This window comes from Solitalea longa (genome assembly GCF_002920915.1).
GTDB classification, from domain to species: domain Bacteria; phylum Bacteroidota; class Bacteroidia; order Sphingobacteriales; family Sphingobacteriaceae; genus Solitalea; species Solitalea longa.
Genome location: NZ_PQVF01000003.1, coordinates 272535 through 299389, shown reverse-complemented (window position 1 = coordinate 299389; position 26855 = coordinate 272535). Strand labels below are relative to the sequence as shown.

General features: G+C 38.0%; 24 protein-coding genes. 4 read left to right on the top strand and 20 right to left on the bottom strand.

Going from position 1 to position 26855, the window contains the following annotated elements; translation table 11 throughout:
• Positions 1–2: 2 nt before the first annotated feature.
• Together C3K47_RS05515 and C3K47_RS19715 are read right to left on the bottom strand one after the other, a co-directional pair.
• Positions 3–1109 carry a TlpA disulfide reductase family protein gene (locus tag C3K47_RS05515; protein ID WP_103788114.1) on the bottom strand — a complete coding sequence of 369 codons (1107 nt, stop codon included), beginning with the start codon at positions 1107–1109 and terminating at the stop codon, positions 3–5.
• A gap of 147 nt (positions 1110–1256) precedes the next feature.
• Positions 1257–1754, bottom strand: coding sequence for a hypothetical protein (locus tag C3K47_RS19715; protein WP_103788113.1), 498 nt, complete (start codon positions 1752–1754; stop codon positions 1257–1259).
• Between the two features lie 354 nt (positions 1755–2108).
• On the opposite strand from C3K47_RS19715, the gene C3K47_RS05505 reads away from it, so the two are divergent.
• Together C3K47_RS05505 and C3K47_RS05500 are read left to right on the top strand one after the other, a co-directional pair.
• A complete protein-coding gene (locus C3K47_RS05505) occupies positions 2109–3332 on the top strand; it encodes a metallophosphoesterase family protein (protein WP_103788112.1) in 1224 nt (407 codons plus the stop codon).
• Positions 3329–6409: an AAA family ATPase gene (locus C3K47_RS05500; RefSeq protein WP_103788111.1), complete on the top strand. Its 3081-nt coding sequence runs from the start codon at positions 3329–3331 to the stop codon at positions 6407–6409. The genes C3K47_RS05505 and C3K47_RS05500 overlap by 4 nt, the downstream gene beginning before the upstream one ends.
• 912 nt (positions 6410–7321) lie before the next feature.
• Here C3K47_RS05500 and C3K47_RS05495 read toward each other — a convergent pair.
• From C3K47_RS05495 to C3K47_RS05465, 7 genes are all read right to left on the bottom strand, one after another.
• A complete protein-coding gene (locus C3K47_RS05495) occupies positions 7322–8257 on the bottom strand; it encodes an NAD(P)H-binding protein (RefSeq protein ID WP_103788110.1) in 936 nt (311 codons plus the stop codon).
• Between the two features lie 135 nt (positions 8258–8392).
• Complete coding sequence (locus C3K47_RS05490) at positions 8393–8905, bottom strand: methyltransferase family protein (RefSeq protein ID WP_103788109.1); 513 nt, start codon at positions 8903–8905, stop codon at positions 8393–8395.
• 96 nt (positions 8906–9001) lie between these two features.
• On the bottom strand, positions 9002–10201 hold the full coding sequence (locus tag C3K47_RS05485) for a DcaP family trimeric outer membrane transporter (RefSeq protein WP_103788108.1): 1200 nt from the start codon (positions 10199–10201) through the stop codon (positions 9002–9004).
• Positions 10202–10672: 471 nt separating this feature from the next.
• Positions 10673–11818, bottom strand: coding sequence for a hypothetical protein (locus C3K47_RS05480; RefSeq protein WP_133159333.1), 1146 nt, complete (start codon positions 11816–11818; stop codon positions 10673–10675).
• Between the two features lie 173 nt (positions 11819–11991).
• Positions 11992–12378 (bottom strand): hypothetical protein, encoded by a 387-nt coding sequence (locus C3K47_RS05475; protein ID WP_103788106.1) that lies wholly within the window; start codon positions 12376–12378, stop codon positions 11992–11994.
• Positions 12379–12521: 143 nt separating this feature from the next.
• Entirely contained in the window at positions 12522–13235 is a 714-nt protein-coding gene (locus C3K47_RS05470; RefSeq protein ID WP_103788105.1) for a hypothetical protein, read from the bottom strand.
• Between the two features lie 177 nt (positions 13236–13412).
• Positions 13413–13820 (bottom strand): DUF6678 family protein, encoded by a 408-nt coding sequence (locus tag C3K47_RS05465; RefSeq protein ID WP_103788104.1) that lies wholly within the window; start codon positions 13818–13820, stop codon positions 13413–13415.
• Positions 13821–14086: 266 nt separating this feature from the next.
• On the opposite strand from C3K47_RS05465, the gene C3K47_RS05460 reads away from it, so the two are divergent.
• A complete protein-coding gene (locus C3K47_RS05460) occupies positions 14087–14827 on the top strand; it encodes a hypothetical protein (RefSeq protein ID WP_103788103.1) in 741 nt (246 codons plus the stop codon).
• On the top strand, positions 14814–15707 hold the full coding sequence (locus C3K47_RS05455) for a c-type cytochrome (protein WP_165784638.1): 894 nt from the start codon (positions 14814–14816) through the stop codon (positions 15705–15707). Before C3K47_RS05460 ends, C3K47_RS05455 begins: the two co-directional genes overlap by 14 nt.
• A 5-nt stretch (positions 15708–15712) precedes the next feature.
• On the opposite strand, the gene C3K47_RS05450 is transcribed toward C3K47_RS05455, so the two are convergent.
• The 11 genes from C3K47_RS05450 to C3K47_RS05395 all read right to left on the bottom strand — a co-directional run bounded on the left by C3K47_RS05450 (position 15713) and on the right by C3K47_RS05395 (position 26740).
• Positions 15713–16735, bottom strand: coding sequence for an AraC family transcriptional regulator (locus C3K47_RS05450; protein ID WP_103788101.1), 1023 nt, complete (start codon positions 16733–16735; stop codon positions 15713–15715).
• 634 nt (positions 16736–17369) lie between these two features.
• Positions 17370–18191: a hypothetical protein gene (locus tag C3K47_RS05440; RefSeq protein ID WP_103788099.1), complete on the bottom strand. Its 822-nt coding sequence runs from the start codon at positions 18189–18191 to the stop codon at positions 17370–17372.
• Complete coding sequence (locus tag C3K47_RS05435) at positions 18188–18658, bottom strand: hypothetical protein (RefSeq protein WP_103788098.1); 471 nt, start codon at positions 18656–18658, stop codon at positions 18188–18190. The genes C3K47_RS05440 and C3K47_RS05435 overlap by 4 nt, the downstream gene beginning before the upstream one ends.
• Positions 18659–19013: 355 nt before the next feature.
• Positions 19014–19592, bottom strand: a complete 579-nt coding sequence (locus C3K47_RS05430) for a hypothetical protein (protein ID WP_133159332.1) — start codon at positions 19590–19592, stop codon at positions 19014–19016.
• Positions 19593–19806: 214 nt separating this feature from the next.
• A complete protein-coding gene (locus tag C3K47_RS05425) occupies positions 19807–20298 on the bottom strand; it encodes a hypothetical protein (protein ID WP_103788096.1) in 492 nt (163 codons plus the stop codon).
• A 209-nt stretch (positions 20299–20507) separates the two neighbouring features.
• On the bottom strand, positions 20508–22619 hold the full coding sequence (locus C3K47_RS05420) for a right-handed parallel beta-helix repeat-containing protein (protein WP_103788095.1): 2112 nt from the start codon (positions 22617–22619) through the stop codon (positions 20508–20510).
• A gap of 417 nt (positions 22620–23036) precedes the next feature.
• Positions 23037–23561 (bottom strand): hypothetical protein, encoded by a 525-nt coding sequence (locus C3K47_RS05415; RefSeq protein ID WP_103788094.1) that lies wholly within the window; start codon positions 23559–23561, stop codon positions 23037–23039.
• Positions 23562–23728: 167 nt separating this feature from the next.
• A complete protein-coding gene (locus C3K47_RS05410) occupies positions 23729–24454 on the bottom strand; it encodes a hypothetical protein (protein WP_103788093.1) in 726 nt (241 codons plus the stop codon).
• Between the two features lie 130 nt (positions 24455–24584).
• Positions 24585–25004 carry a hypothetical protein gene (locus C3K47_RS05405; protein ID WP_103788092.1) on the bottom strand — a complete coding sequence of 140 codons (420 nt, stop codon included), beginning with the start codon at positions 25002–25004 and terminating at the stop codon, positions 24585–24587.
• 273 nt (positions 25005–25277) lie between these two features.
• Positions 25278–25916, bottom strand: a complete 639-nt coding sequence (locus C3K47_RS05400; protein WP_103788091.1) for a 1-acyl-sn-glycerol-3-phosphate acyltransferase — start codon at positions 25914–25916, stop codon at positions 25278–25280.
• Complete coding sequence (locus C3K47_RS05395) at positions 25916–26740, bottom strand: alpha/beta fold hydrolase (protein ID WP_133159331.1); 825 nt, start codon at positions 26738–26740, stop codon at positions 25916–25918. Before C3K47_RS05395 ends, C3K47_RS05400 begins: the two co-directional genes overlap by 1 nt.
• Between the last annotated feature and the right edge of the window lie 115 nt (positions 26741–26855).

Genomic DNA, 26855 nt, shown 5'->3' with positions numbered 1-26855 from the left:
ACTTAGTTTTTGGCCATCAACTCAGCCACTTTTTTCTCCAATTCTTCTCCTCTTAAGTTTTTGGCAACAATAGCACCATTTTGATCTATCAAAATAGAATAAGGAATGGATTCAACATTATATTCCTTGGCCATTGGAGAACTCCAGAATTTCAGATCTGAAATATGATTCCAGTTTAGTTTATCATCAGCAATTGCCTTTTTCCATGCCTCAGCCTCTTTATCTAAAGAAACGCTTAAAATATTAAAACCTTTTGCATGATATTTCTCGTATACTTTTACCACGTTAGGATTTTCCTGACGACATGGCTGACACCAAGAAGCCCAGAAATCGATCATGGTCACTTTCCCTTTTACCTGGCTAAGCGACAATTCTTTACCCTCAGGAGTTAAGGCTTTTAATTCAGGTGCCTTTTTACCAATGGCCAATGCATCTTGTTTATCTAGTTTAAACTTAATGTATTTAGCCGTTGGAGTAGCTTTTACTTCATTGGTAAAATTATCATAGATAGGTTTAAACACCGTTGGATCATATTCCTGGTTAGTGTTTACCAACAATACCGGTCCAACCGCAGATGAAGGATTGTTTTTGGCGTAGGTTCTGATATCATTTTGCATTTGATTTTGAATAGCCATGTATTCAATTTGCAAAGCCTGCATTTGATGTTCATCAGGTTGCTGACCCATTGCCATTGCTTTTTGCTGAATTTCTTGCAGTTTATCCGTGCTCTTCTTCAAAATCGCCTCCGCTTTTTTAAACTCTTCATGCGACTTTGAGCCAGTCACATCCAGTTTAAACAAGCTATCCATATTACCTTTAATAGTAATATCAGCGTTTTCAACCATTATTTCAGATGCGCTTTGTGCACCTTCAACCACTAAAGCACAAAAATCCGGAGCAGCTAAACTACCTGTTAATGTAAACTTGCCATCTTTACTAACGGCCTTTGAAAGGGTATCAAACTTTTGAGCTTCGAAATTTTTCGCGATCAGGTATACGTTTTTATTATCAGGTAAACCTTTTATATCACCGCTGATTTTATACTCGCCACCTTTATTGCAAGCCGCAAAAGCTAATGCAGCTGCTGTTATAATTATAAACTTGTTCATTCCTTTTAATTTGAAACGCTAAAAATAGAATATTAAGTGTGAATAAGACAACCCCTGAAACTGTAAAACATTTATGACGATAAACAAAAAAACGCCTCGGTTCAGCCGAGGCGTTTTTCATCAAGTTATCTTAAGCTTATCCGATAATTATCTACCAAAAGTAAAACGGACAGATAAGGCAAAATTATCTGCATAAAATCCTTCGCCATAATGATGACCATTATGATCGTCATATCCTGTAAAGTTGATTTCTGGTTTCCAGTCAACACCAACATTAATAGGTGCTCCTGCAAATGTGTATTCCAATCCTAAAATACCATCTAAACCGAATTTAACTGCATGATCATCGTAATCATTGTGATGATAACGAAACGAACCTATGTGCGCTCCCCCACCTACAAACCAATCTAACCCAGGCTCGCTAAATGCATTTCCTTGCACTTCGTACAAACCTGTAATATCAAAACTATGATGATCAAAAGCTAAGATACCTTCAAGAGCAGCTTTAGATTTTATGAAATGTTTTAAAGTAATACCGCTTTCAGTACCAATTCTGGCACCTAATGCAGTAGTGTAACTTTGTGCTTTAACGGTAGTTGCCGCAAATAAAAGAACAATGACTGTTAACGAAAGTAATTTTTTCATTCCTGGTTTTGTTTAATTTTTAAGGCAGCAAAAGTGCCAATTATATGCCATATATGCTTAGTGAATTGGTAACAATTTTATCTAAAAGTGAAAAAATAGAATTATTAAGCAAGAAACCGCAATAACCTTTTATCTATCAACTATCTAAGTTATTACACTTTAAGCATATTTAACTTTATTACAATTCGGCTTTAATAAAACAACTAAAAAAAGAGTTGAACAAACAGTGGCAGAAGTACCAATACTGTGGAAATAGATACACAAAAAGCAACCCCGTTTAAGAATGTGGAAAGCTTAGTTTGTTTTGCTAAAAATTAAGTAGGAAACTCGCATTTTGAATTGAATCATTTACGCATGAAAATTCTTCATACCGCCGATTGGCATCTTGGAAAGCGACTGGAACGTTTTTCACGCATAGACGAACAGCGTGAAGTATTGGAGGAAATATGTCAAATAGCCAATGAACAACATGTTGATGCAGTTTTAATTGCAGGCGATCTGTTTGATACGTTCAACCCTCCTACCGAGGCCGTTGAGTTACTTTATAAAACCTTAAAACGCTTAAGCAATAATGGAAGCCGGCCAGTTATTGCAATTGCCGGCAACCATGATTCGCCTGAGCGCATTGATGCACCTGATGCTATTGCACGCGAGTGCGGAATTTTCTTTGCCGGTTACCCTGATACCGATTTGAAAAGTATTAAGCTTGATACAGGCCTTGAAATACTTAGAAGCGAAGCTGGCTTTGTGGAGCTTAAGCTTCCATCCTATTCCTATCCATTACGAATTTTATTGACGCCTTATGCCAACGAGGTTCGACTAAAAACGATGCTTTCGGCCGAAAACAATGAGGACGAATTACGCAATTTGCTTCAAAAAAGATGGCAGGACCTGGCCAACAACTATTGCGATAAGGAAGGTGTAAATGTATTGATGGCCCACTTATTCTTTATGAAAAAAGGTGAAACCCCTCCTGAAGAACCGGAAGATGAAAAGCCCATTTTACATATTGGAGGAGCGCAGGCTATCTATTCAGAAAACATCCCCTCACAGATTCAATACACAGCACTAGGGCATTTGCATCGCTATCAAACGATCGACACCCAACCTTGCCCGGTGGTGTACAGCAGCAGTCCGTTGAGTTATAGTTTCAGTGAAGCCGGACAAATTAAACAAGTTGCTATTGTAGACTTAACTCCGGGGCTACCGGCTGCAATTGAAAAAATTGCCTTAACCAAAGGAAAAGCGCTGATCAGGAAACGGTTTGAACAAGTGGACGAGGCTGTAAAATGGCTGGCTGATAACCCAAACTACCTGGTTGAGCTGACCATAGTAAGTGATGAATACCTTAAATCTGAAGACCGTAAACGACTGGAACAGGCTCACAATGGTATAGTAACGCTGATTCCCGAGATTAAATCAACGGAAAATCAAAACGAAAACACAGGTCGGTCCATTGATCTTTCGCAAGATATGGAGACGTTGTTTATTCAATACTTTAAACATCGTAAAGGCCAGGAACCGAATGATGAACTGTTAAATTTATTCAGAGAGCTAAAAGCGGAGGGCAACGAATGATTCCAGTAAAACTGACAATAAAAGGACTTTATTCTTACCAGGATGAACAGGAACAAACCATTGATTTTGCCAGGTTAACTGAAGGTCATTTATTCGGGATTTTTGGCGGTGTGGGTTCAGGAAAATCTTCTATTCTGGATGCTATTACATTTGCTATTTACGGTTCGGTGGAACGTTTAGGGCAAAGTGGCGACAATCGCTACTTCAATATGATGAACCTTAAATCAGGTTCCCTGCTTATTGATTTCGAGTTTTATAACCATGCCGGTAATCACTATCGTACTGTAGTTAGCGGCAAGCGTGGTAAAAAGCATGAAGATGTAAAAGCCTACACTCGCATAGTTTATGAATTGATCAATAATGAATGGATCGCCCAGGATATTTCGAACGGTGATGAACTAATTGGACTTAGTTACGATAATTTCAGAAGAACGATCATTATCCCTCAAGGAAAATTCCAGGAGTTTCTGGAACTCTCCACCACCGACAGAACCCGGATGCTGAAGGATATTTTCTCATTGGAAAAGTTTGAGTTTTCGGATAAAATTAATCGCTTAGCTGCTCAAAACAACAATGAAAAAGCAGGCTTAGAAGGTGAAATGAAGCAATTTGAGGGTTTAGATACAGTAAACCTTGAATTGATGAAGAATGAGATCCAATTGTTAAAGACCGAACTTGAACTGGCTAAAAAAGATCTAGAGCAGAAAGAAGCTGGTCAAAAGGAACTCAGCGACCTAAAAAATCTTCTGAATGAACTCGAACTTTCTAAACAACAACTGTCGCTTCACCAACAACAGGAACAGGTGGTTAAAGAACTGCAGCAACAATTGGAACTTTACCGGTATGCAGTTGAGAAATTTAAATCGGTTTTAGACAGAAAAAAAGAAAAACAGTCAGACTTAACACAAAAGCAAGGCAGAACAACCATTTTAAAAGCCGATCTAAGTTCAATTGAAAAGCATTTGGAAGACAAAAGCAAAGAACAAGCTGCTCTTCTTCCTGATTTTGAAAAAATTGGAACGTTTAAAGAACTGTCCCTGGATTACAAAACCGCTATTGACATTCTGTCGATTCGCAAGCAATTGATAGAGGTAAATGACGCGCTTAAAAAAGGTGAAGCATATGTTCAACAACAACAGGAAATTCAGGTAAACCATAAAGCTCATGCTGAAAAGTTAAAAGCAGAAATTACTCAAAAAAGAAAAGAGGCTCCTGATTGGGCCTTGATCAACAAACTGGGAACCTGGTTTAATCAAAAGGCAGTGTTTCAAAAAGAGGCTAGTAATGTTAAAACGGAACTGGAGCATAATCTTGCAGAACAGAAACAACATATCAGTTCGATCAATTCTTGTATTGCTGAGTTAATTCAACACGAATTTCAATTAACCAGCGATCCTTTAAAAGTGGTTTCGGGAATTGAAGAGCTTGTTCAAACTTATATTAAACAAGAAAATGAGCTCTTGCGTCTCCAGCAAGAGATCATGGTAAAATCGAAACTTGGAGAATTTGCTCAGCAACTGCATGAAGGGGTTGCTTGTCCTTTATGTGGTAGTTTAGAACACCCTTCCATTTTAAGTACCGAAGATGTTCAGGAGCATGGCAACAAGATAACCCAGCAATTAGCCTCATTAAAAACGCTTAAGGAAGCCTGTTGGAAGAGCCAAACTTCATTAGCTAAATGGGAAACTGTTCATGAAAAAAACAGCTCCACTATTACCAAGCTACAACAACGCCTTAATGAAGCTGAACAAGCATTAAAGCAATGGAACCAAGGTTTTTCTTTTGAAGGTTTTTCTATTAATGATGAAGAAAAAGTGCGTTCATTGGCTATTTCGGCAGAAAGCATCAATCAACTACTTCGCGATCTGGAAGTTCAGAAAGAGAAAGCCGATGAAGAAGTAAGCAAGGCGGATCAATATCTTTTACGAGCCAAGGAAAAAATAACGGATTATCAAAATAAATTAAGCGCATTACAGGCCAGAAACGCGGAAAAAGAGCTCCTGTTAAAGCATTTAAAAGCTGACCAGCTGACTCAATCAGAAGTTGAACTGAAAAACTTTTCCGATAAATATGAATTGAAAGCCAGAACCGTTGAAACGGAAATGGAAAAGCTGAAACAGGAATTGCAGCAACTGGAACAGCAAAAAGCAAGTATTTCGGGACAGCTGAAGGCATTAACGCAGGAATTGGAAATGGCTCAATCGCAACTTAAAGCAATAGATGTTGAGCTTAACCAGGCCATTGAATCATCGAGCTTTAGCAGTTTAACAGATGTGGAATCTGTTTTAAACAATCCACTTAATGTGGCGGCCATTCAAACTCAGATAAATGAATACAATGAAAGGCGCGCTTCGCTGTTAAGCATTATTCAACGGTTGGAAGATCAAAGCAAAAACAAAGCTTTTGACGCTGCTGTGTATGAAAGCCTGCTCAATGAAATACAATCGCTTAAGGTGCTGTATCAAAATAAAAACGACCATTTGGTACGTTTATCAGCACTTCTTGTTCAGCATGAAAACGATTTAAAGAAAAAAGAAGCATTGCAGCTAAGACTGAACTTATTGCAAAAAAGAGCCGAAAACTTAAGCACTCTTTCAGGTTTATTCAGGGGTAGCGGTTTTGTTAATTATGTTTCATCCATTTATATGCAGCAGTTATGCAAAGCGGCAAATGACCGTTTTCATAAGCTCACGCGACAGCAACTGCAACTTGAGGTTGATGAACAAAACAATTTCCATGTTCGCGACTTGCTCAATGATGGCCGCATGCGATTGGTAAAAACTCTTTCGGGGGGACAAAAATTCCAGGCTTCTCTTTGCTTAGCGCTTGCATTGGCCGAAAGTGTGCAGCATTTCAACAAATCGGAACAAAGCTTCTTCTTCCTTGATGAAGGATTTGGTTCACTCGATAAAGATTCATTGCAGGTAGTTTTTGAAGCATTGAAATCATTAAGAAAAGAGAACCGCATAGTTGGCTTGATCTCGCACGTTGAAGAATTGCAGCAGGAAATTGACACCCATGTGCGTATTGTAAACGATCCTGAAAAAGGAAGCCGCATTTTTGCAAGCTGGGAATGAAGGTAGTTGGCAGTTGACAGTTGACAGTCCTCAGTCGGCAGTTGGCAGTTAGCAGTTAGCAGTACTCAGTCGACAGTCAGCAGTCGGTAGTCAGCCTGAGCGCAGTCGAAGGCAGTAGGCAGTCAGCAGTGGGCAGTCTTTCGTTTGCAGTCGACAGTAAGCAATTCACAGTTTGTTGCCAGACTGAGGCAGTCGAAGCGCATTAGACGCATACTAGACGCATAGTCGACGCGCAGTTGGCATTCGGTGATTTGCAGTCGCTATTTTGCAGTTTGCTGTTGCCTGTAAGCAGTGGTGGTCGATTGTCCCCCTGAGCGGAGTCAAAGCCTATTGCAACAGGCCTTCGACTTCGCTCAGGCTGACAGAAAAGTAGAAGTCAGAAGTTAAAAGTTAGAAGTACAAAGTGCCGCTGGCTTTTGTCACTCTGAGCGCAGTCGAAGGCAGTAAGCAGTCAGCAGCCGGTAGTCAGCCTGAGCGCAGTCGAAGGCAGTTTGCAGTCGGCAGTAAGCAATTCACAGTTTGTTGTCGGACTGAGGCAGTCGAAGCGCATTAGACGTATACTAGACGCATACTAGACGTATACTAGACGTATACTAGACGTATACTAGGCGTATAGTCGACGCGCAGTTGGCATTCGGTGATTTGCAGTCGCTATTTTGCAGTTTGCTGTTGCCTGTAAGCAGTGGTGGTCGATAGTCCCCATGAGCGGAGTCGCAGCCTATTGCAACAGGCCTTCGACTTCGCTCAGGCTGACAGAAAAGTAGAAGTCAGAAGTACAAGATTAAAAAATGCATAGTACATTCCAAAGTCAGAAGTTAAAAGTTAGAAGTACAAAGTGCCTCTGGCTTGTGTCAGCCTGAGCAGGGTCGAAGGGTGTTTCGACTACGCTCAACATGACACAAGTTTGTTATTTTAAACGGCAGCCGTTTCAGCCGCTCTTACCACCGCTTTAACAGCTTCTTCTGGTGTTGCTGGTTTATAGTTAAAGTACTTTTCAAACTTGGAGCTATTGAACACATAGGGCCTGTCGTATTGATACTGCATTTCTTTAAACTCTTTCATTTTCGGCATAAAAAACCCTAAGATTCCTAACATCCAGCCCGGCATTACTGAAACTTTAGCTTTTACATTTAATTCTTTGGCAAACAATTCTACCCATTGAGTTCCGGTTAGCTGGTTGGAAGAGGTTGGTAAATGCCATGCCTGGTTAAATGCAGTAAGGGTATTGCCAAGCATTTCGGTGCCTTTAGCGGCATCAGCAACTGCAGTAAAGGAATGCACGATGTTACTATTCGCGAACCAATAGGCCGACTTGCCACTTTTTAAATTTTTATAAACCATTTCATAAGGAACACTGTTTTTTGTGCCCATAAAATCGGCGGAACGGGCAATTAAGGCGTTGAGTCTTCCGGCTTTCACTTCATCAAGCAACATGCCTGCGATCTGGGCCCTCACCTCCCCTTTTTTACTGGTTGGACGAACAGGTGTTTCTTCAGTCATATCATAAAGAAACTCCCTGTCATACATATATATGTTGTCAAAAAACACCAGCCTTGAATTATGCTTTTCACAGGCCTTAATAACATTTGACATTAACGCCGGCCATTTTTCACGCCAAACGTCAACTTTATACTCCAAGCCAACAACGAGGTAAACAATTGATGATCCTTCGATTGCCTTATCAACCTGTTGTGCATCGGTAAGATCGGCAGGAAATAACTGATCGGTATCGTTCACTTTTTGGGGATTCCGGCTAACTAATCGAATTTGATTGGTATAGCTTTTTAATTCCCTGGCCAATTCAGTTCCAATTGCTCCTCCGGCTCCGAGTATTGTTTGTAATGTCATAGTAATGTGTGCTAGTGTTTTTTGTTGATATAAAATTAGGCAGGGAAAAAGCAAAACAGAACCCTGAAAAGGCAGACGAACCCATTCAGTCGGTAAATAGAATGAAACTATCGGTGAACGGAAATTTAAGTGCTATTAGCTATTGTTTTGAGGTGTTTTATAAGGAGTTAAGCGGGGCAACCATCTTGGAACATTTGATTTGTACCGACGGTATTCCTCCCCGAAACGTTTATAAAGATCAGATTCTTCTTTTAAAATGAAATAAACCGTATTGATCATAAAGAATAGCACCGCCCAGTAGCCAATGGATAAGGAATGAGTGATAAGCGATTCTCCGATAAGAATAAAAAACACACCTGTGATCATTGGATTGCGGCAATAACGGTAAGGCCCCGCGACAATCAGTTTTTGGGTGGGTTGCCAGGGAGCCAGCGTTCCTTTACCCAAATGTTTAAATAGAAAAACCGTGTAAACAAAAATGCCTAATCCAAGCAGAAGGATAATTCCTCCTGCAAGATCAATGTAAATATTATTGGTTAAAAAGAGTTTTGAGGGGCTGTAGATCAGCCATGGGACTATTACCGTCATAGTGAATGGCAAGATCAACACATCGCGTAGGTGAGCAAATAAACCTGGAGAATGACTCATTGCATCTCTTTTTCTCTAAAGATACGCTAGGATTTGCTGTCTGGCCCCGAAATAGGCTTACACAATACGTAAATAAATAAAAGGACCCGACACCGTTCACATTTTACTTTTATTAAACTCATGCATAAATGAATACCTAAAGCTAATTTGAATTTTAGAAGCGGAGGTTTTCCAGCCATCGTTAAAATTTTCACGTTGGATCCACTGGAATTCGATGCCTGCGGTAAGATTAGGTATAGGGTAATACAATAAATTGGTGCTGGCATAGCGGCCTATGTGAAAGGCATCCTCTTTTTGCCCATCGGTATTGTCGATAGTTATAGCAGAAAAACCAATAATACTACTGAACCTTTCATTCCATTGGTGATTGAGGTATGCAGAGTAACTAAACAGCGGCAAAGCAACTCCTTTAAAAGGGGCATTAACATTATCAAAATCATTTTTAACACCCACATCCTCGGGAGCATCATTCATATAATTCTCGATACCTTGCCCAATGATTACCCCTCCAAGAAACATACTTTTCTGCCCTAATTTAAGATTGGTAGTTAGGTTAAGTCCCCATCCTATAGCAGAACCACTGAAATCATAGGGTTGAGCACCCTGATCCTCCCAGGCCATTCTACGAACCAAGCCTGCTAACTCTGCATAGCCCCAGTTGCGAGTCATGCGAAATTCGGCAGACAGGTCAGGCAACTGAAATTTTGGCTTCACATCCTGGAGTTCAATCCTATCGCGGTAAATCCCCTGGTCGGCACTTCCTCCCGGCCGCTCAAAAGCAATAGCAAATCTGTTTGCACCGTTAAGAGGAGTAAAACGTAATTGGATATTTCTGAAAAATGACAAACCTGAAGGCCCCCAGTATTCAATTGCATTAGGATATAAGCCTAAATCGCAAAACAAACTCCAGTCCTGGCCAAATTCCAACTTACCAATCTCCACATAAGCATATGATAAGTGAAATGCCGTTCTGCCTACATCTTTTCCCACCCCAATTAAGTCAAATGCGAAACGGCTCCTAAGTTTACCCAAGGGAGTTGGCATATACGTTCTAAAATCCAAGCTCGACTGGCGAACACCAAAAAAAACATTGCCGTCGGTACCATATTGATTTTTAAATGCAGGCAATTGTGTAGGGCGCATAACATCGAACCAATCAGGATTGACCTGGTTAAAGTTATATCCCATGTCAGCCATTATCTGTCCTCCAATCACAAATACAGGTTTCTCTTCCTCCTGAGCAAACAGGTTGAGATAAATAAGATTTATAAGAAGAACAAGGCAATACTTTCTCATAACCTTAACCCTCTGTTTTTTAACACTTTAAAAGTTAGTGTTTTTTTACTTAGGGCACAACAAGGCGATCAATGATTGATAGGTATTATGATGATTTTGCCAAAAAGTTTGAATAAAACCGTACAAGTAAAAATGCCTAAGCCAAAAGGTTTTACTCAAAGAGTATTGGGTTGATGAATAATGATTCAGCATTGGTGTAATTGGCCGGTCGGAGACCTCTGTTTTATTTACGGTCTGAAGTGACGCTTCGCTGAACACTTCAGACAACAAAGGGATAGGTATTATGGATTTTATACTTAAGAGAAAAGAATAAGGGGGATGGTTAATCGTTCGCCGATTGGCTGTGATGGCCTGGTTCAAAAAAGTACATTAAAAGCTGGCTAATGCATCTTGCCGGTCAGAGACCTCTGTTTTATTTTAACCTTTAAGTGACCGCTGCGCGAACACTTAAAGGAACACGGGCAGGCTTTTTTAGTCATCATCTTCCTTTAATTCAGTACAAATTAATCTATATGCGGAATAATATTCAATCTCGTTATATATATTCGATTCCATATGCTTCAGCTCATTAATAACTATTTGATTATCTGCACATTTTATTCTTAAACAACCTCCAAAATGATTAAAGTCCATTGGATTTCTTTTTGTTGCTATTTTTCCAAGTTCATAATGATACGTTACAGGTCTTTCTATATCTTCAAATGGAGTTCTTCCTGATGTATCAATAAATTCTATGTTATTTATGTCGAATATTGGTCTTTCAGTTTCAGATACTTCAAATACTTTTTTAGGCTCAAAAAGTGTAATTGCATATTCTTTTTTTTCATTAAGAGAACTTTTTAAATCACAGTAAAATTTATCAATTAAGTTTTGATATCTTCTATGTTCATCTTTTCGAGCGTAAATATTTAGTAAAGATTCTTTATCATATATGAAATCATATTTAAAAATTGATTCATAAAAAACAGACATAATATTAAGGATTTCCTTAAAGCTTTTTGTGCCAATTAACACTTCTAAATTCTCTATTTTCTTTACAAAACTTAATAGAATACTTTTTAGTTTATTCAGGATTTTATCAAAATATTTGTCCAAAAAAAATTTATGTCTTAAGATGATATCAGACACAGCAAATTCCATCGATTCAAATTTGTAATTATTGTCTTTATGATATCTTAAATAAACAATCTTATCACTTCCTCCATTATAACCAAATAAGCAAGAAGAAATGAATTCTCCTTTAATTTTTCTAATTGGATGACCAACTAATTCATTTCTTATTTCACGGTTTATCGAATAGTTAGAATCTTTTTTTAAAACTCCTTTATCTATTCCACATTTAAAGATTATCAACAGCTCTTCTATAAAGTCTTGTTGGACATAAATACTCTGTAAAAGGCTTATTTGGTTAGAGAACTTGTCTGAATATGATTTGGATTCTCTATTGTTAAATATTATGTCAAAAGTGTCTTGAAAGTATCCTAATATATCGCCTAAATAATTTGTTCTTACTTCTGGTGTAAAATTAATTTTGTGCTTGCAAAAAGCATATTCCAAAATGAAATGATTCCAAATGTCTTCTATTTGGTCGAGTTTATATTTTACGTCTTCTTCCATTTTTTTAAGCTTGCACATAACGGTTTAGGGCTTTGCGTTCGGTCGGATTTCAGAGCACAAAGTTTCAATTTATTACTAAAATTCATTAGAAGCACAAAACTCCATGTTTGCACGTCAGCCCACCTGATGCAAAACCCGTGTTACCTGCTGTGCGCCTCACCCAGTTGAGTTGTCTAACAGTTTAATGTCGGATTTTTTGAATTAGGAATCGGTGTCTTGTTATTTATATACCAGTCAATAATTCTGTCCCTTAGCCTATCGTAAAGATCGTCCTCCGTATAAGGTTGGTCCTCGATTGAAATTGAGTCAAGGTCTTGATTTATTTGCTTTATTGTGGCTTTGTCGAATAACTTTTCGTCATTGAGATATTTTCTAATGAATGAAATAAATATTACATGACAGTCTTCATTAAAATTTATATTTCCGTTTCGTTGAGCCTCGTCTGCGAGTTTTTCTATTGCTCGTAAAAGTTCGCCTTGAACCGTTTCCGCCTGTCCAGATTTTGGAACATAGGTTTTCCAGATAAATTTGCCTGCTTCAAGATATTCTTCGGTCGTCATTTTTTTATGTCCGTTGTCGCAACTAAAAATTAGAAGCGGAATTATTAAATAAGCGAATAATTTCATTTGTCAAGTCGTCTTAGTGGAATTTGCAAGTTGCACATCGCCCGGACTTGCGTTCAAACGAGTATTAGCTGCTGTAATTATTTCATTGTTTGCTCTATCCATTCTGTTTTTCCATCGTTAAACTCACAGATTGTGAATTTATTTTTTGATGTCTTTTTTACTAATTTTTCAAATTGAATAGTTGTTGGATCTTGTGTTTGAATGTCAAATGTTGATGTGCCTATTTCATTCCAAGAGTTATTTTTTAAACTATAAATCCTTAATGATTTGTATCTGCTAACACAAGTTGAATAAAAAATACCAATTTCTTTAATGCCGTCTTCATCAATGTCGTCCACAACAAATAAGTTGTCAGGTTGGCAACAGTATGAATCAGTAAAAAGTCTTGGCAAGGATTTATCAAAAAAACAATACGACTCTCCTTCGTCACAATAATTAAATGGTGGAATTACGAAAACACTATCAATTATCTTGTTTCCATTAATGTCTACAAGACCTTTAATGCCTTCAAATTCGCTTTTAAGCAGGGTATCTGGGTAAACAATAATACCACATGTGTCGGGTTGATATCTAATTACATAGTTCTTGATTAGGTCTCTTTTCCCATGTAAAAGAGTGTCGGCAAAAAAAACCAGGTTTTTTTCCAGCTCTATTTTCAAACTGTCGGTTTTAATCGTCAGCTCATTTGATTTTAAGGAGTCTGATTTATCCTCTCTTTTATTATTAGCCCCTTCATTACACGAGCACAGGAATGTTGTTAATAAAACTAATAGCGAAATATATTTGTTCATAGTTTGATTTCTTGGTATTATAGCAGCTAACGTTTTGGCGCTTGCCGAAAGCGCGGTGAAAATACCTGCGTCTTTATCAGCCGTGATGTAAAAATATTAATTAAGTTTTCAGTTCAAAATTGCTCCTCCACCGCGTTTGCGGCAAGCGGCTGTTACAAGCAGTTTTTATTTTGTAATTTATTTGTACCCAAAAACCATCAGCTTTTCTGGAGTATATTCGATTTCCAATTGTCCAATTTGCTCCAGCAGATTTTTAATTTTCAATAAATCTTGTGTTTGTCTTTCGGTTATTTGATACGGAAATTCAATCCACTCAATTGCTTTAAAAGTTGACGGTCCTCCAACCATAATATCATTAATGCCTTTGCTGTAAAATGTTTCGTCAAACTTTTCAAGAGCCGGAATTTTTATTTCTCTCAATATATTGTCCAGCACATCTTTGACAAGGCACTTGTTAATTAAGTCACAGTTTTCAGACAACTTTTTGAACAATTTTGACCACTTAGCATTGTTCATGAATCTAGTTGAAAAATCTGCTATTCTAAGGTCTAGTTTCTGTTGATATTTTTCGGGATCGAGCGTCATTTAAAATTGCTTGTAACTTGTTTTTACATACACCCCGAGTGCATGTATATTTCATATGTCTTTATGTTTGTTTATTTAAATGGTAAACCGTTATAGGTTCTCAGTGCTCTAAAATAGCTATTTCAGTTTTCTATCCAAATCGTCCCTGCTTATTTAGTTATTCATGAGTTGTTCCACCTTCCGGCTTGGCGCAAAATATCAGCTTTTTGTCGTCATCTGTTAACCGATTAAAATGCCGCTTCCTCCATTTTTGTTAAAAAAATAATATGAAAAACTTTTTTGAATATCGCTTTGCAATTGGCGCAATTAGCATTGTAGCCGGGTTGCTTTCACTAGGCTGCCTGCTAGTTGGGGTGTTGGCAGTAAATTATCATTTTGAAGCATTCTCCGATCCTTCCCTCACCATTAAGTATGCAACTAATATGCAACTGGTAAAATGGTTCAATTTGCTAGATATGCTGGGTTATTACCTTTTGCTGCTACCCTTGATCTTCTATTTCCATCAGCAATACAGGTATAGAACACCATGGTCACCGCTCATCACTTTTTCGGGTTGCGCCTATGTACTTACAGGCGCAATTGGCGCAGCTATTCTTGCCGCGGTTTGGCCTAGTTTATTAACTGATCATGCATCGGCTAACCCTGAAAACAAAATGATGATCACTCAGCTGTTCAAAGCTATTACAACCATGGTTACTGTGGGTATGTGGAACATTTTGGAAGTTCTATTTGCAGCTGTATGGTGGATGGGTTTAGGCAAACTGATCTACAGCGAAAACAAGAGCCTGGGAGTACTAACGTTTATTGCTGGATTAAGTACTTTATCGGATGCATTGGGTAATATGTTTAACCTAACTCTGCTATCCGATGCAGGCCTGAACCTTTACCTGATACTTGGAATTATATGGCCAATCATCATTGGGATATTCCTTCTAAAAAAATCGATGAAACAACCTTCTGATACTCTTCACCCTACTTTACCATATGCTACCCATGAAACTGCTTAAGAAATTATTGAAGTGGTCAAAGATCACTATTATCTCCCTATTGCTGGTGCTCGCAATCGCCTATCTTGTTATCTATAATTTGAGTCAACAACGGATTCAAAAGACATATTCGTACACTGATGCAGCGATCAGTATTCCCAGCGATTCTTTATCGATAGCAAAAGGAGAACATCTATATAAAATCAGAAGCTGCCAGGATTGTCATGGCGAAAAGGGCGAAGGTAGCCTGTTTATGGATGATAAAATGCTCATACAACTTACAGCACCTAACTTAACGAAAGGCAATGGCGAAATTGCAGCTTTTAAAACGACCGACTGGCTGCGTGTGCTTAGGCATGGTGTAGACAAAAACGGCAGGTCATTATTTATGATGCCATCTCATGAGATCAACACCCTCACCAATGAAGACCTGGCCAACCTGATCGCTTATTGCAAGCAACTGGCTCCTGTTGCCAATCTGCAAGAAAAACTTCATTCGATAGGCCCCATAGGACGGCTGTTAATGGTCATCAACCAGGTTACCGTACTACCTGCAGAAAAGATCGATCACCGTGCCATCCATACAGAAAAGCTGAAAGAAAAAACGGGCGTAGCTTATGGGCAATATTTGTCTTCTGGCTGCCAAGGCTGTCACCGGCCCGACATGAAAGGAGGAGGCCCTTTGGCGCCTGGTTTTCCGCCAGTACCCAATATTACCGGCGATGGAAATGTAGGAAACTGGAACGAGCAGTCATTCATCGCCACCATTAGAAATGGAAAAACACCTGAGGGAAAAGAATTGAATAATAATTATATGCCCTGGAAATCAATTGGCCATTTTACTGACGAAGAGCTTAAATCTATTTTCATGTACCTGCAGCAAATTCGGGAAAAGCATTAATGCCATTAAATTAATGCTTTTCGATAAGCGTTAGGTGATGTGCCAGTCCATTCGCGAAAGGCCCTTTGAAAGGTACTTGGTTCAGTATAACCCAGCTTATAGGAAATTTGAGCAATTGTAAGTTTTTCGCTGCGCAACAAGCTACAGGCCAGCTCATGCTTAATGTTATCGCTCAATACCCTGAAGCTGGTGTTTTCTATTTTTAGTTTACGCTGCAATGTTCGGGGTGTTAAGCGCAGATGTGCTGCTATTTCTTCCAACTGCGGAAACGTATAATTAAAATGCTTAAGAATGCTTTGTCTCACCTCAGCACTAAAATCAGCCACACTCCTCTCTTTATCCATCTCTTTTTCCAACAATGCTTTGAACACCTCATTCAGCTCTTTATTATAGCCAATAACAGTTGTTTTCATATCTGCCATGGAAAACACCATGCAATTGCATGTTTCATTGAAGGTGGGCCGACACTTGAATAGCTGCTCATGCAAACTTGTATCACTGACCCTTGAATATCGGTACATCACCTTTTTCAACGAAAACAGCTTGCCTGTTAAGAGATACAACACATGCAGCGTTCCGGCATAGGCCATATCCACACTATGTCTTGCAGTTTCGGGCGAGATATCGTTCCATACCTGCAAGGGCTCACAATAATAATACAGATCCTGGTCCTTCACTTCAATATAGAAATTGTACAAGCGGGTAAAAGCCGCCGTGAATTGCTGCAGGCTTTCAAGCGCCGTTAAAACATCTTTACTGGTCTGCATTAAATGACCCGTAATGCCCAGTACCACTGAAGTTGTTTTTTTGCCAATTTCCAGCCCCATGTTCCTTTTCCCTGAAATGGTCAATGCCGCTTCCATAATTGCACAGTTTTGTTCCAGGGACAGCCTGTAGCCGGCATCTTCCAGTTCTTGGGGAGTAATTCCACCGGCCCAGCAAATGCTTTCGATCTGCGCAGTGCTAGCTTCGGTTCCTAAAACAATATTTCTGATAATGGGCATACTTACCCAAAAGTCTGTGGACATATAAAAAACAGTTGAATTGGAAACAATTTCCTTGTTGCATTAACAAGAGACCAGATTCCTAAGATAATGACTGAGTAGGCAAATAACAACAAAGGTCAACTTTTAACGTTTTCGGCTTTCCGAAGGGGCGATGAAAAGGTCTCATAGTGATTGTTGTTGAATTAGATTAATATTGATCGACTTGATCGAACGAAATTCAAACTAAAGCTCAATAATCCAATCAATAGGCAGTGGAATGAGATCTAACTCGATAATTTCTGTCTGAACTTCGATGTGAATTAATGGATTATTGCCGAATGAAAGCTTAATGCCAAGATTATGGTTTATTCTCTTAATGATTGATTCTATCGTCTCTGAGCTTTTATCTAAAAGATTCTTTATTACAATGTCACTTTCATTTTGACTAAAACAACTAATGTAAAATTTGGGAGTGTTGTTATGATATATAATCCATTCTCCATAAGCACTGTCTGGAAGTTCTATTATTTTTCGAAATCCACAAAAAGTTAAGTAGGTGACTTGTCTATATTTCATTCAAATTGCAAAGTTTCAATTTATTACTAAAGTTCATTAGAAGCACTCAACTCCAAGTATATGCACATGTTAGCAACCACTTTATAATTTCAAACCGTATTTAATTGTTATTTAATACTTTAAAGAATTTCATATTATACTCAATCGTTTCTCCAACTTTCAAATCCTTTCCATTTAGAACGATATTATCGTAATTACAATCTTTGCAATCGATAACTCTGCATACTAAATTATATCCACCATTGCGCTTATTTTTATCAGTGATTACTCCTCTGATAATGCAATTAAAAACCTCACCATCTACACCATTTGAATATAAATGCAAAGTTGTTCTGTCAGTACCATCATCTCTCCAAGACCCAGAATACGGAATCCTAATAGTATCACCTAAAGCAAGTCTATTAAACGTTCCTTTGATTTGTTTACTTTTTGATTTATAAACTTTACTAATGCTATCAAGGACGGGTTTACTTGGTTTATCTGCTTTAAAAACTCTTTCGTAACAAATAGTGTTAGTTGCAAAGAGTCCTTCTTTTACAGCATCTGAATGTAAGCCGGGTAATTCATCAAAACTTTTCTTACGAATTTTATCTATTTTTTTAAAGGACATAAAATCGTAAGTTCCCCTATAAAGCATTACAACCTCAATTGTATCACAATCTTTCCTCAATTTAATTTCAGTCCATTCCATACCTATATAACCAAACAGCAATCTGTCAATTTCTTGTGGAATGTTAATTTTAAAACGACCATCTATATCTGTTTTCCCAAGGAGTACAGTATCAGAGTTTTTAATTTCTAACCTTGGTAATGGTCCTAAATTTTCAGAAATCACTCGTCCAATTATAGTTCGGGATTGCCCTTTAAGGCTTAGAGTAGTTGAAAAGAAGAAAACAATAATAAAATATATGCTTACCCTCATAGTTCTGTTTTTTTAGTGTTGCACCTAATGTTAAAACTTACCACTGGAAGCTTCACTTCTATTCCAAGGATAATCAATGGAAAAAGTAGCGAAACATATAGTTTAGTTCCATTTCCTTCTTCTCTCAATTTTAAAAGTCTTAAAACAAAGGCCCCGAGTGTACCAAGTAATAAAAATGGAGCAACAATTATCACAAGACAAATCATTCCTTCAAATCCGGTCACAAAACTTAACACGAAAAAAGTAAATGTTATTATCCAAGGTAAAAGCAAATAAGACTTATATGCTTTTAGTTGTTCTTTGGTTGAAAACAGAACTGGAATTGCACCTAAAATTATAGGCAACATGAAAATATATGCTATTGAAACATTTTCGTGGTAATGTGTCACCAATAGCATTGACAGAAATGCATAAGCAACTCCTGCTGTTAGTCCGATTAGTAATGTTTTAAGTCTTGAATTTTTCATTCTGTTTTGTCATTTGGTAGCAGTCTTGCAAAATTACCTCTAATGGTTTCGGGGTTGACAAATTCGCGGTAAAAACACCTGCGTCAATTTCTCCGCTGTGTTGTATTTTGTTAATTAGGTTTTCAGTTCAAAATTGCAAGTCCACAGCATTTGCCAGGAAGCAACTATTAGGTGGCTTATTCATCAGTTGGAACGTTTATGCAGTTGCGGGAATAGAAGGGTTTAAAATGGAGCGTAGCGGAATGTTAAACCCGACCTGCCGCAAATTGTCCCACATGACCGAACTACATTTGAAACACAAACTACAATTTAACACCGTACCCCGCAATTGCATAAACATTTTGTTAGCGCGCGTTTATTTTCTCTTCCTTGGTAACTTGGTCGGATTTACAATTCCTCTTATTCGAAGCCAATTGTAGTTTCTTCCAACCTGTCCAGATTTCATGAATTCTTTTATTGACCAAAGTGTCCAATATCTGAACTCATTATCGTTCCACAACGCTTTTATGTACTTTTTGTCCTCTTTGTCAACCCATTTGTCAAGGCCATTTTTTACGTTGTATATAAATCTGCAATAGGGGTCAAGTTTGTAATGTCCAACTTCGACACCATGTCCGTGAGGGACAGAGGGCCTCGGGTCAGCATCGAGCTCGTGAAACACCCAATTGCAATGCTTTCCTTTGGTTGTCGTCTTGTAGAGATAGAGTAGATTATTTTTTGAGTCTTTAGTCATCTCCCTTTTTCCAATTTGTCCGTCAATTAGATTCCCAACCTCATTGTCACCTTCGTTCTCCTGTCCTTTGTAAAATTCTTCAACGATATAATTTGGAATGAAATCACCTATAACATTTTTGTCAACGTCAAGTAGGTCGTAAAGTGAAATTTGGCGGAATTGATAAGTCTCAATGTCAATGAGTCCGTAGTCAAATGACAAGTCACAAGAAAATATAAAGTCGTCTATTGCTCTACTCGTCATAATAAATGCGCGCTAACGTTTTGGGCTTGCCGAAGGCGCGGTGAAAATACCTGCGTCTAAGTCAGCCGTGGCGTAAATTTATTAATTAAGTTTTCAGTTCAAAATTGCACGTCCACCGCGTTTGCGGCAAGCGGATGTTATAGGGCGTTTTTTGTTACCACCATCCAAACCGTCAATTTTGAATAAAACTTTCATAAAACCAATAAATTAAACAACCAATTGCTGCTAATCTTATGATAACACTCAATGGTGAGTGCTTTATTTGGCCCTTTTCAAGTGTCAATTGTAAAACCTGTTGGTTTGTCCACTCAGGATTTAGTTGCATACCGAATTGATAGTTTTTACCCTCTTTGGTCTGGATCTTTAATACTTGCCCTCCCCCTAATAACGAGTTTATTTTTAGAAGCTGTATTGATATAATGTTATCAAGCAAAATTGTCCATTTACCACAAACTATTTTTTTATTTGTCAACATTATTACTGCACGTTGTGAGATCATCCAGTCAAGTCCATGTTGAATGTCCTGGTTGGAAGTTGTCATAATACCTTTACAGGCATCTGCTGCGAAAACTTTTTCAGTCGGATTGTCTAGTTGATATTTTCGTCTTACTCGTCTTGTTCCATAAATTAGGTCAACAAGTCCTTTCAATAGTTGATTTATCATTGTCGTTGTATCGTCCTTTAAAATGCCCTATAACGAGTCGCTATACGCAACTCCTTGTTTGTTTTTAATTATAGTTGCGTATATATTTCATATAGACGTCGCTATTTTTAGTGACCGAATATAATAAATGAATTGATTAAAAATCAAGTTAATCCCTAACCCAGGCCGGTGGTGTATGAAAATTTCGGTTTTAAACAAAGTCCCTCCCCTTACTCCAACATTGTTTCTCGCACCGATTTGTCGAACTCCCGGATAATATTCTCCGGCAGAACAGCTAGTTTCTTCCATTGCTTATCACCTGTAACGCCTGCCTTGTTATAATCAAACGGTATAAACCCTATTTGTTGAATGACAGAAGGGTTGTGAATAGTAAAATCATATTTCTCAGGGTCTTTAAAGCCAGGATTTTGGAATAGGCTGTTTTTGTCCTTGCCGCTGGTTTGTTGCCATTGTTTAAAGGATAAGGTATCATTGGTTTTATTGCCATACTTTACAGAGGAAATCATAAACAGGCTTTTTTTGTTGTTGCTATTCCAATAACAATTACTGTCAATGTTTATAATTCCCTGTTGCCAGCGACCTTCAAGAAACCGTTCCCCATCAGCCAACAATATATTATGCTTGAATTCAAAACTCTGATGGTCTTCGGCCCTTGTAAACTGCGCCAGGAACTTTTTACTGAAGGCAATGATATTATTATTGATAATGTTATTTTTTCCGAAATGCTGGTGAAAGCCACCGGTTTTGGTATGATACACCAGGTTATTTTCCATACGAATACTTGAAGAGCCTTCATCAGTATATAATCCCCAGCCACCATAACCATAAGAATACACATCATGGACGACATTGTGGCTTATTTCCGTGCCGGGAGAAACACCAAGCGTATATATTCCCGCCATATCGCTAAGAATTGCCCAACCTATATGATGAACATGATTATACAGCACTTTATTGTTAATTGAAGGACTGAACGCATAACCCCAAACCCATCCAACGGATATGCCAGTATATCCAAAGTCAGCAATGTCGTTGTGGACAATATTGTTATTGGCAGAATGTGTAATATGCACACCCACGGCATGCGGATAGTTTTTCCCTCCCGAATGAATAATACAGTTTTCAATATTGATGTTTGAAGTAAGTGTTAATGTATCCTTTGGAAGTTCCATAGGCCCAATACGAACGCCACCTGCACCCAAATCATTGACATAACACTTACTCATGGTACAATACTTTGTATTTTTTTTGAACCAAATGGCGTATTGCCCGGTATGCATAATGCTGCAATTTTCGAAGCGAATATTTTCCGCATCATTTAGCACAATAGCCGCATCAACTGCCGCAGCAGCCTGACCATATTTAGAGGCTGTGAATGGTTTATTCGCATAACAAAATGAAATACCCTGAAAAAAAACATTGTTTACCACGTTTTCACTATCACCTTCAATAAGTAATAATTTTTCCACCACGGGTACTATGGCTTCTACTTTCTTTTTGCCGGTATCCTCAGGAATATAATTCACCCTATTGTTTTCATCGATTACCCATTCATTTTTTAAGTCCAGTGCATTGGCAACGTTTTCCAAAAAGAAAAGCGATGTTTCATCAATCTTGTTATAGGGTGGCAGGCCCTGACCGGTGGAGTAAAAGCCAGAGCTGGTAGTACTCAATGAATCAATGTTACGGCTCGTAACGATCCACTTATGATATACGTTGAATCGTACATTCTTTAATTTCTCAGGAGAAAGTTTTTTTAGTTCGGTATAGGTTTCTGCTGGAATTTCATAGTATTGAACAGAAGTAGTTTCGTGCCAGGGTAAATCTGATGTCTTTTTTTCAGAAGTCTTTTTAAATTTCAAGAAACCAATATTAGGCCTCCTTGCCCGAACAGCCCTTTTGCCATCGATATAAAGATCCTGCAACATTCCTTCTTTCCCTTTTAAAAGAGAAGAAAGATCAGCCGACAGGATTCCATCTCCCGTCATTGTAATCCTTTTCCCTCCGCTAATAATGGGCCGGGCATTGATTTCGGCCTTAAAGATGATTTTTAAATCTTTTGAACCTCCGTTTTCTGGCGTGATACGAATGGGTTCGCTTAATTCATAAGTGCCATTTTTTAATATGATAGAGATACTTCCTTTTTGATTCTCCTTTTTCAGTTGTGGCAACATGGAAATCACTTGTTGAAGAGAAGCCGGCGATTGTTTGGTTCCGTTTCCCTTTCCTTTTGGAATCACATATAGCGTAATATCTGCTGCGTTCGCAAAATGAATAAAAGCATTAAAAAAAGTGATGACTAACAGCAATCGTTTGTTCATGTGGTTTTATGTATCAGTATAGTTGTTTGATTATTGTGGGTTGCTTTTGAGTGTGTGATCTGGATAGGATAAATAAACCAACTATTATCGTGCAGAGCAATGGACTATCTAACGGTTATTAGAATGATTGCAAGAGTTGGAAAGCTAATGAACATCATTACTGAACTACCAAAATCCCATGGTCCAGGCTATCAACCAATAATCGGTACTATTTACGAGTAAGAAGAATATGATCGAAATTAAGAGTATTGATTTTTACGCATTTTCGGTTGTTAAAATTTGTACACATAAGGTTTGGTTATTTGCAGTGGCTGGCTTTTGAAAACGTCATTGTCAACGTGACCAAACATAATTTAAAAACTAAACTACCAATTTACACCGACCCTCGCCATTGCAAACAGCTATTGTTGGCGGCCGTTAATTATTCTCCGCTTGGTTTTTTATTGCTCTCAATATCTCTTTCCTAATCCAAGAACTAAATGGTTGAATGATTGTCCAGTATATTTTAAACTTCTTTTTTGTCTTAGTTGTCGGGCAAAATATCCTTGTCTCCGTATTTAATCTGGTTTTAAGATCATTACTTTCCGTCAGTTCAAAATTCCAGGTTGCTTTTGCAAACGTTGAATCGTCAAAGTTTATGAATTCCTCTGGTTTAAATTTTTTCAGTCGACCCGTTGGAGTCCAAAATTGTCCTATGAGTCCTAATATTATTTCCTTATTGGGTATTGTCTCCAGTTTTACAAAATTAATTTTCTCAAGTCCTTTTAACGTTAAACTCTCTGGAACAGGGATCCCCCTTAACTTAAAGAGCCAATAAATTATTCTGGATTTCTCAAAATTCAATGTCTCTACTACAAGATATACCTTGTCAATTGGAGCATTGATTTCAATGAATTCCGATTTAGAAAAGTCAGATTGTCTTAAATATTTGTCCTGCAACATTGTCGACCCGATTTGTTTCAATGAATGGCCGCCGGCGACGCTTAGTGTTTATATTATGCCCGATTAGAATCACTTCCGTGTCGAGTCGAACTCATGTAATTAAAAAGCAGAAAACTTCGAGAACCACATCACAAGGGCATAATTTAAACACACTGTTACACACAGTATTATTTCGCAACCTCTTTAAAGATTCCATAATCCGAAAATGAATTCGACCTGACCTTACTTTTAGGCGTTAAATAATAAGTAATATTCGATTTAATTTCATATGCAGCTCTGTCAACAACCAAATCTTGGATAATTATTTTATTTATATCATTGGTTTCGTTCTGCATGATAGTAACATCTGTTTTCCTGAACTGCAAACTATCCACATGTTGTCCATTCCTGCTTTCAACATCATCCAAATTGTAAAAAAACAAGCTATCCCGTGTTTCTTTAAAATTTTCAAAATGGTACCGCTCTATTCCTCCTCCTCTTTCAGCAAATCCTTTATATTGGTAGACGATATTTATTACATGGATACCTTGTCTCTCACTAGCCTCTTTCTTTAAGGGAATAAAATTTGAAATTGCTTTTTTATAGACCTCACCGCAGCTATTATCGCAAATGTGGCTCACTCCTTCGATAACTGTCTTATTTGGAATTCCCATCAAATAATAGAAAGGTAAGTTCTCTTTTGGGTCTACTTTAAATGTTTCACTTGAATCAAGGATAACATACCCAGCACAGTGAGAATCTCTTCCTCCCCATGCGTCGTACTTATATAGCAACTTGGAAGTTCCTTCGATTTTCTGGATGTACTGTTCCCCAACATCCCATTTCCCTAACCCACATCCATATGATGTAAAAAGTAGTCCAATTAAGATAGATAAGTTTGAAAAGCTTTTCATGGATTAACCAATTCGGTCATTAACTATTGCGTGTAACGCTTATTTATACGCCGTGGCGCTGAGCAAAAATAAAAAAAATGTCTTCCTTAGCAGCGCCATGGATTATACATTTTGTTGTGGCTCGTGCCGTTCACCTGTTAGTTTTAAGGTACTCAACGATTTTGTCGTCAAGATTCTTTTTAATCCAGAGGCCGTAGTCAGTCCGTTCGTCTTTTATGTCAGTCTTGTAGTCAGTTCCATTCTCAGCCCAAATGTTCTTGCTTGCCCATTCACTCCAGGGATCACGGATGTTTAAAATATCTTTGTTTAATTTCAAGTCGTAAAGAGCAAATTGATAGTCACTCCGTGAAAAAATTAAGAACCTATTGTCAATTAGTTTAATCTTAGGATTTGTTGCGTAAGTCATTGACTCCTCGAAATTATTAATCAATTCTCTGTCAAGAATCCAGTCATAGTCGGTTTTGCTAATTTGTCTATCAGGGCCAATCGCTTTTTCAATTTTTAGAATGTGAAATTCAACGTTGCTGACTCCCGTGTTCTCTTTGTACAAGCAAATAATTGATTGTCTGTCCGGTGATTCAATATGTTGAATATACGTCAGTGTGTCGTTGTCACAAGAGTAAAAGAGGAGTAACAGTAGAAGTACTTTGGTAAGTAAAATTAGTCTATTCATTCGTAGTCTGTCTGTCGATACGGCATGAGCCACAACGAGTCGCTATACGCAACTCATTGTTTGTTTTTAATTATAGTTGCGTATATATTTCATATAGACGTCGCTATTTTTAATGACCGAATATAATAAATGAATTGATTAAAAATCAAGTTACTCCGTAACCCAGGCCGGTGGTTTATGAAAATTTCGGTTTTGTTTTTTACAGTCGTTGTAAAAAATATTGTAGCTATCCTGCATTGCCGATTGGGTATTCTCCCCCATGTATTCTTGTAAATAAATGCGAGCCTTGGGCTTCAGACTATCTAAATAATCAATAAGGAAAACAGCGAAAATAACCTGAACCGGCTTCTTTGTTTTATTAAGCACATGTATCAATCCATTTTCGAAATGAATCCGGTTCAAATGCATAGAGTACAATTCGCCCTGCGGGAAGATCACTACAGCGTTTTTGGGGTCATCCAATAATTTAGCGGCATATTCTAGCGATTCGATTACATTCCGGGATTTGCGGTTAACCGAGAAGCCTCCAACATACTTTAATAAGGCGAACACTTTCAATTGCTCTTCAAGTATCATTACCTTAAATCTTTTCTTTAATACTTGTCGGCAGAAGTTGTGCATAATTGCTCCGTCGAGGAAACTTACATGGTTCATCAACACCAGCGTGCCTTTATCTTCGCTTGCTGTTGGTTCATTTAGGTATTTTACGGAAGCAAAGTGTCGCAACAAGAATTTCTCAACACCTATAAAGAACCATTGTATAATTTTTACCGGGGTATCTTTAATCATTAATATACTGCTAAATGATTCGCTATTACATTATTTAATCGTGGATTCACTAAATCATGCCCATCATCTTCGATATGGAGCACACTGTTTTCGAGCAAAGCAGAAAACTCTTTTCCAATTGATGGCGGAAATAACACATCCTTACGACCAAAATAGAGATAGCACTTTATGTTATTTGCATTGATCAATTGAGCCAGCTTTTCCTTGTCGAAAACCATTTTTGAGTTAAAGGTTATCGTGTTGTAGCTCACCATACGGCTTTCGGTAGTACCAAATTCGCGGTCAAGTATTGAGCACAGGGAATCATCAATATAATTAAGCTTATTTAATAGCCTTAAGGAGAAGTTTACGACTTTGGGACTATTTACCAGTTTCCAGAGAAAGTTATTAGCCGGTTTAAATGAGGCTCCGATCCTTAATAGTTTATTAGGTTTTATTCCATCAGGAGCTATAAAAAAGACCTCTTCAACCATTTCGGGTAGCTCCTGCAATAGCGCCAGCGCCAGGCACGAACCAATACTGTAGGATAATAAACTGATCTTAGCACTTTTACTTACCTGATCAATAAACGGTTTTAACTGCGCGGCAAACTCCGTTGGGGTCATTCCTTTACGAATTACATCTAATGCATTATTCTTTAGAGAAGTGTGTCCGTGAAAAAACAAATCGAAACTATAGATTTTATAGCGCGCTCCTAAAGAAGGTTCCAAGTGCCGGAATTGAGTGCCCCGCATTCCAAAACCATGAAAGGCAAGCATAATATTCGGACCCGAACCGTATTCTTCATAGTGAAATTTCACCTGATCAGTTTCAAAAAATGGCATGCGGCGTTTAAATATATTATCATCAATAGATGAAGCGCGCAAATTTATTATTTAATAAGCCTTAAACTAAAAAACATTAAAAATTTGGAACGAAAACAAAAAATTAGCACCCTAT

What these genes read in the sequence shown, in the direction of transcription:
- C3K47_RS05515 (WP_103788114.1), bottom strand. Translation starts at nt 1,109, where the DNA reads ATGAACAAGTTTATAATTATAACAGCAGCTGCATTAGCTTTTGCGGCT.
- C3K47_RS05485 (WP_103788108.1), bottom strand. Translation starts at nt 10,201, where the DNA reads ATGAGAAAGTATTGCCTTGTTCTTCTTATAAATCTTATTTATCTCAAC.
- C3K47_RS05455 (WP_165784638.1), top strand. Translation starts at nt 14,814, where the DNA reads ATGAAACTGCTTAAGAAATTATTGAAGTGGTCAAAGATCACTATTATC.
- C3K47_RS05465 (WP_103788104.1), bottom strand. Translation starts at nt 13,820, where the DNA reads ATGACGCTCGATCCCGAAAAATATCAACAGAAACTAGACCTTAGAATA.
- C3K47_RS05460 (WP_103788103.1), top strand. Translation starts at nt 14,087, where the DNA reads ATGAAAAACTTTTTTGAATATCGCTTTGCAATTGGCGCAATTAGCATT.
- C3K47_RS19715 (WP_103788113.1), bottom strand. Translation starts at nt 1,754, where the DNA reads ATGAAAAAATTACTTTCGTTAACAGTCATTGTTCTTTTATTTGCGGCA.
- C3K47_RS05435 (WP_103788098.1), bottom strand. Translation starts at nt 18,658, where the DNA reads ATGAAAAATTCAAGACTTAAAACATTACTAATCGGACTAACAGCAGGA.
- C3K47_RS05410 (WP_103788093.1), bottom strand. Translation starts at nt 24,454, where the DNA reads ATGAAAAGCTTTTCAAACTTATCTATCTTAATTGGACTACTTTTTACA.
- C3K47_RS05475 (WP_103788106.1), bottom strand. Translation starts at nt 12,378, where the DNA reads ATGACGACCGAAGAATATCTTGAAGCAGGCAAATTTATCTGGAAAACC.
- C3K47_RS05495 (WP_103788110.1), bottom strand. Translation starts at nt 8,257, where the DNA reads ATGACATTACAAACAATACTCGGAGCCGGAGGAGCAATTGGAACTGAA.
- C3K47_RS05450 (WP_103788101.1), bottom strand. Translation starts at nt 16,735, where the DNA reads ATGTCCACAGACTTTTGGGTAAGTATGCCCATTATCAGAAATATTGTT.
- C3K47_RS05480 (WP_133159333.1), bottom strand. Translation starts at nt 11,818, where the DNA reads ATGGAAGAAGACGTAAAATATAAACTCGACCAAATAGAAGACATTTGG.
- C3K47_RS05505 (WP_103788112.1), top strand. Translation starts at nt 2,109, where the DNA reads ATGAAAATTCTTCATACCGCCGATTGGCATCTTGGAAAGCGACTGGAA.
- C3K47_RS05415 (WP_103788094.1), bottom strand. Translation starts at nt 23,561, where the DNA reads ATGTTGCAGGACAAATATTTAAGACAATCTGACTTTTCTAAATCGGAA.
- C3K47_RS05470 (WP_103788105.1), bottom strand. Translation starts at nt 13,235, where the DNA reads ATGAACAAATATATTTCGCTATTAGTTTTATTAACAACATTCCTGTGC.
- C3K47_RS05400 (WP_103788091.1), bottom strand. Translation starts at nt 25,916, where the DNA reads ATGATTAAAGATACCCCGGTAAAAATTATACAATGGTTCTTTATAGGT.
- C3K47_RS05440 (WP_103788099.1), bottom strand. Translation starts at nt 18,191, where the DNA reads ATGAGGGTAAGCATATATTTTATTATTGTTTTCTTCTTTTCAACTACT.
- C3K47_RS05425 (WP_103788096.1), bottom strand. Translation starts at nt 20,298, where the DNA reads ATGATAAATCAACTATTGAAAGGACTTGTTGACCTAATTTATGGAACA.
- C3K47_RS05395 (WP_133159331.1), bottom strand. Translation starts at nt 26,740, where the DNA reads ATGCCATTTTTTGAAACTGATCAGGTGAAATTTCACTATGAAGAATAC.
- C3K47_RS05420 (WP_103788095.1), bottom strand. Translation starts at nt 22,619, where the DNA reads ATGAACAAACGATTGCTGTTAGTCATCACTTTTTTTAATGCTTTTATT.
- C3K47_RS05500 (WP_103788111.1), top strand. Translation starts at nt 3,329, where the DNA reads ATGATTCCAGTAAAACTGACAATAAAAGGACTTTATTCTTACCAGGAT.
- C3K47_RS05490 (WP_103788109.1), bottom strand. Translation starts at nt 8,905, where the DNA reads ATGAGTCATTCTCCAGGTTTATTTGCTCACCTACGCGATGTGTTGATC.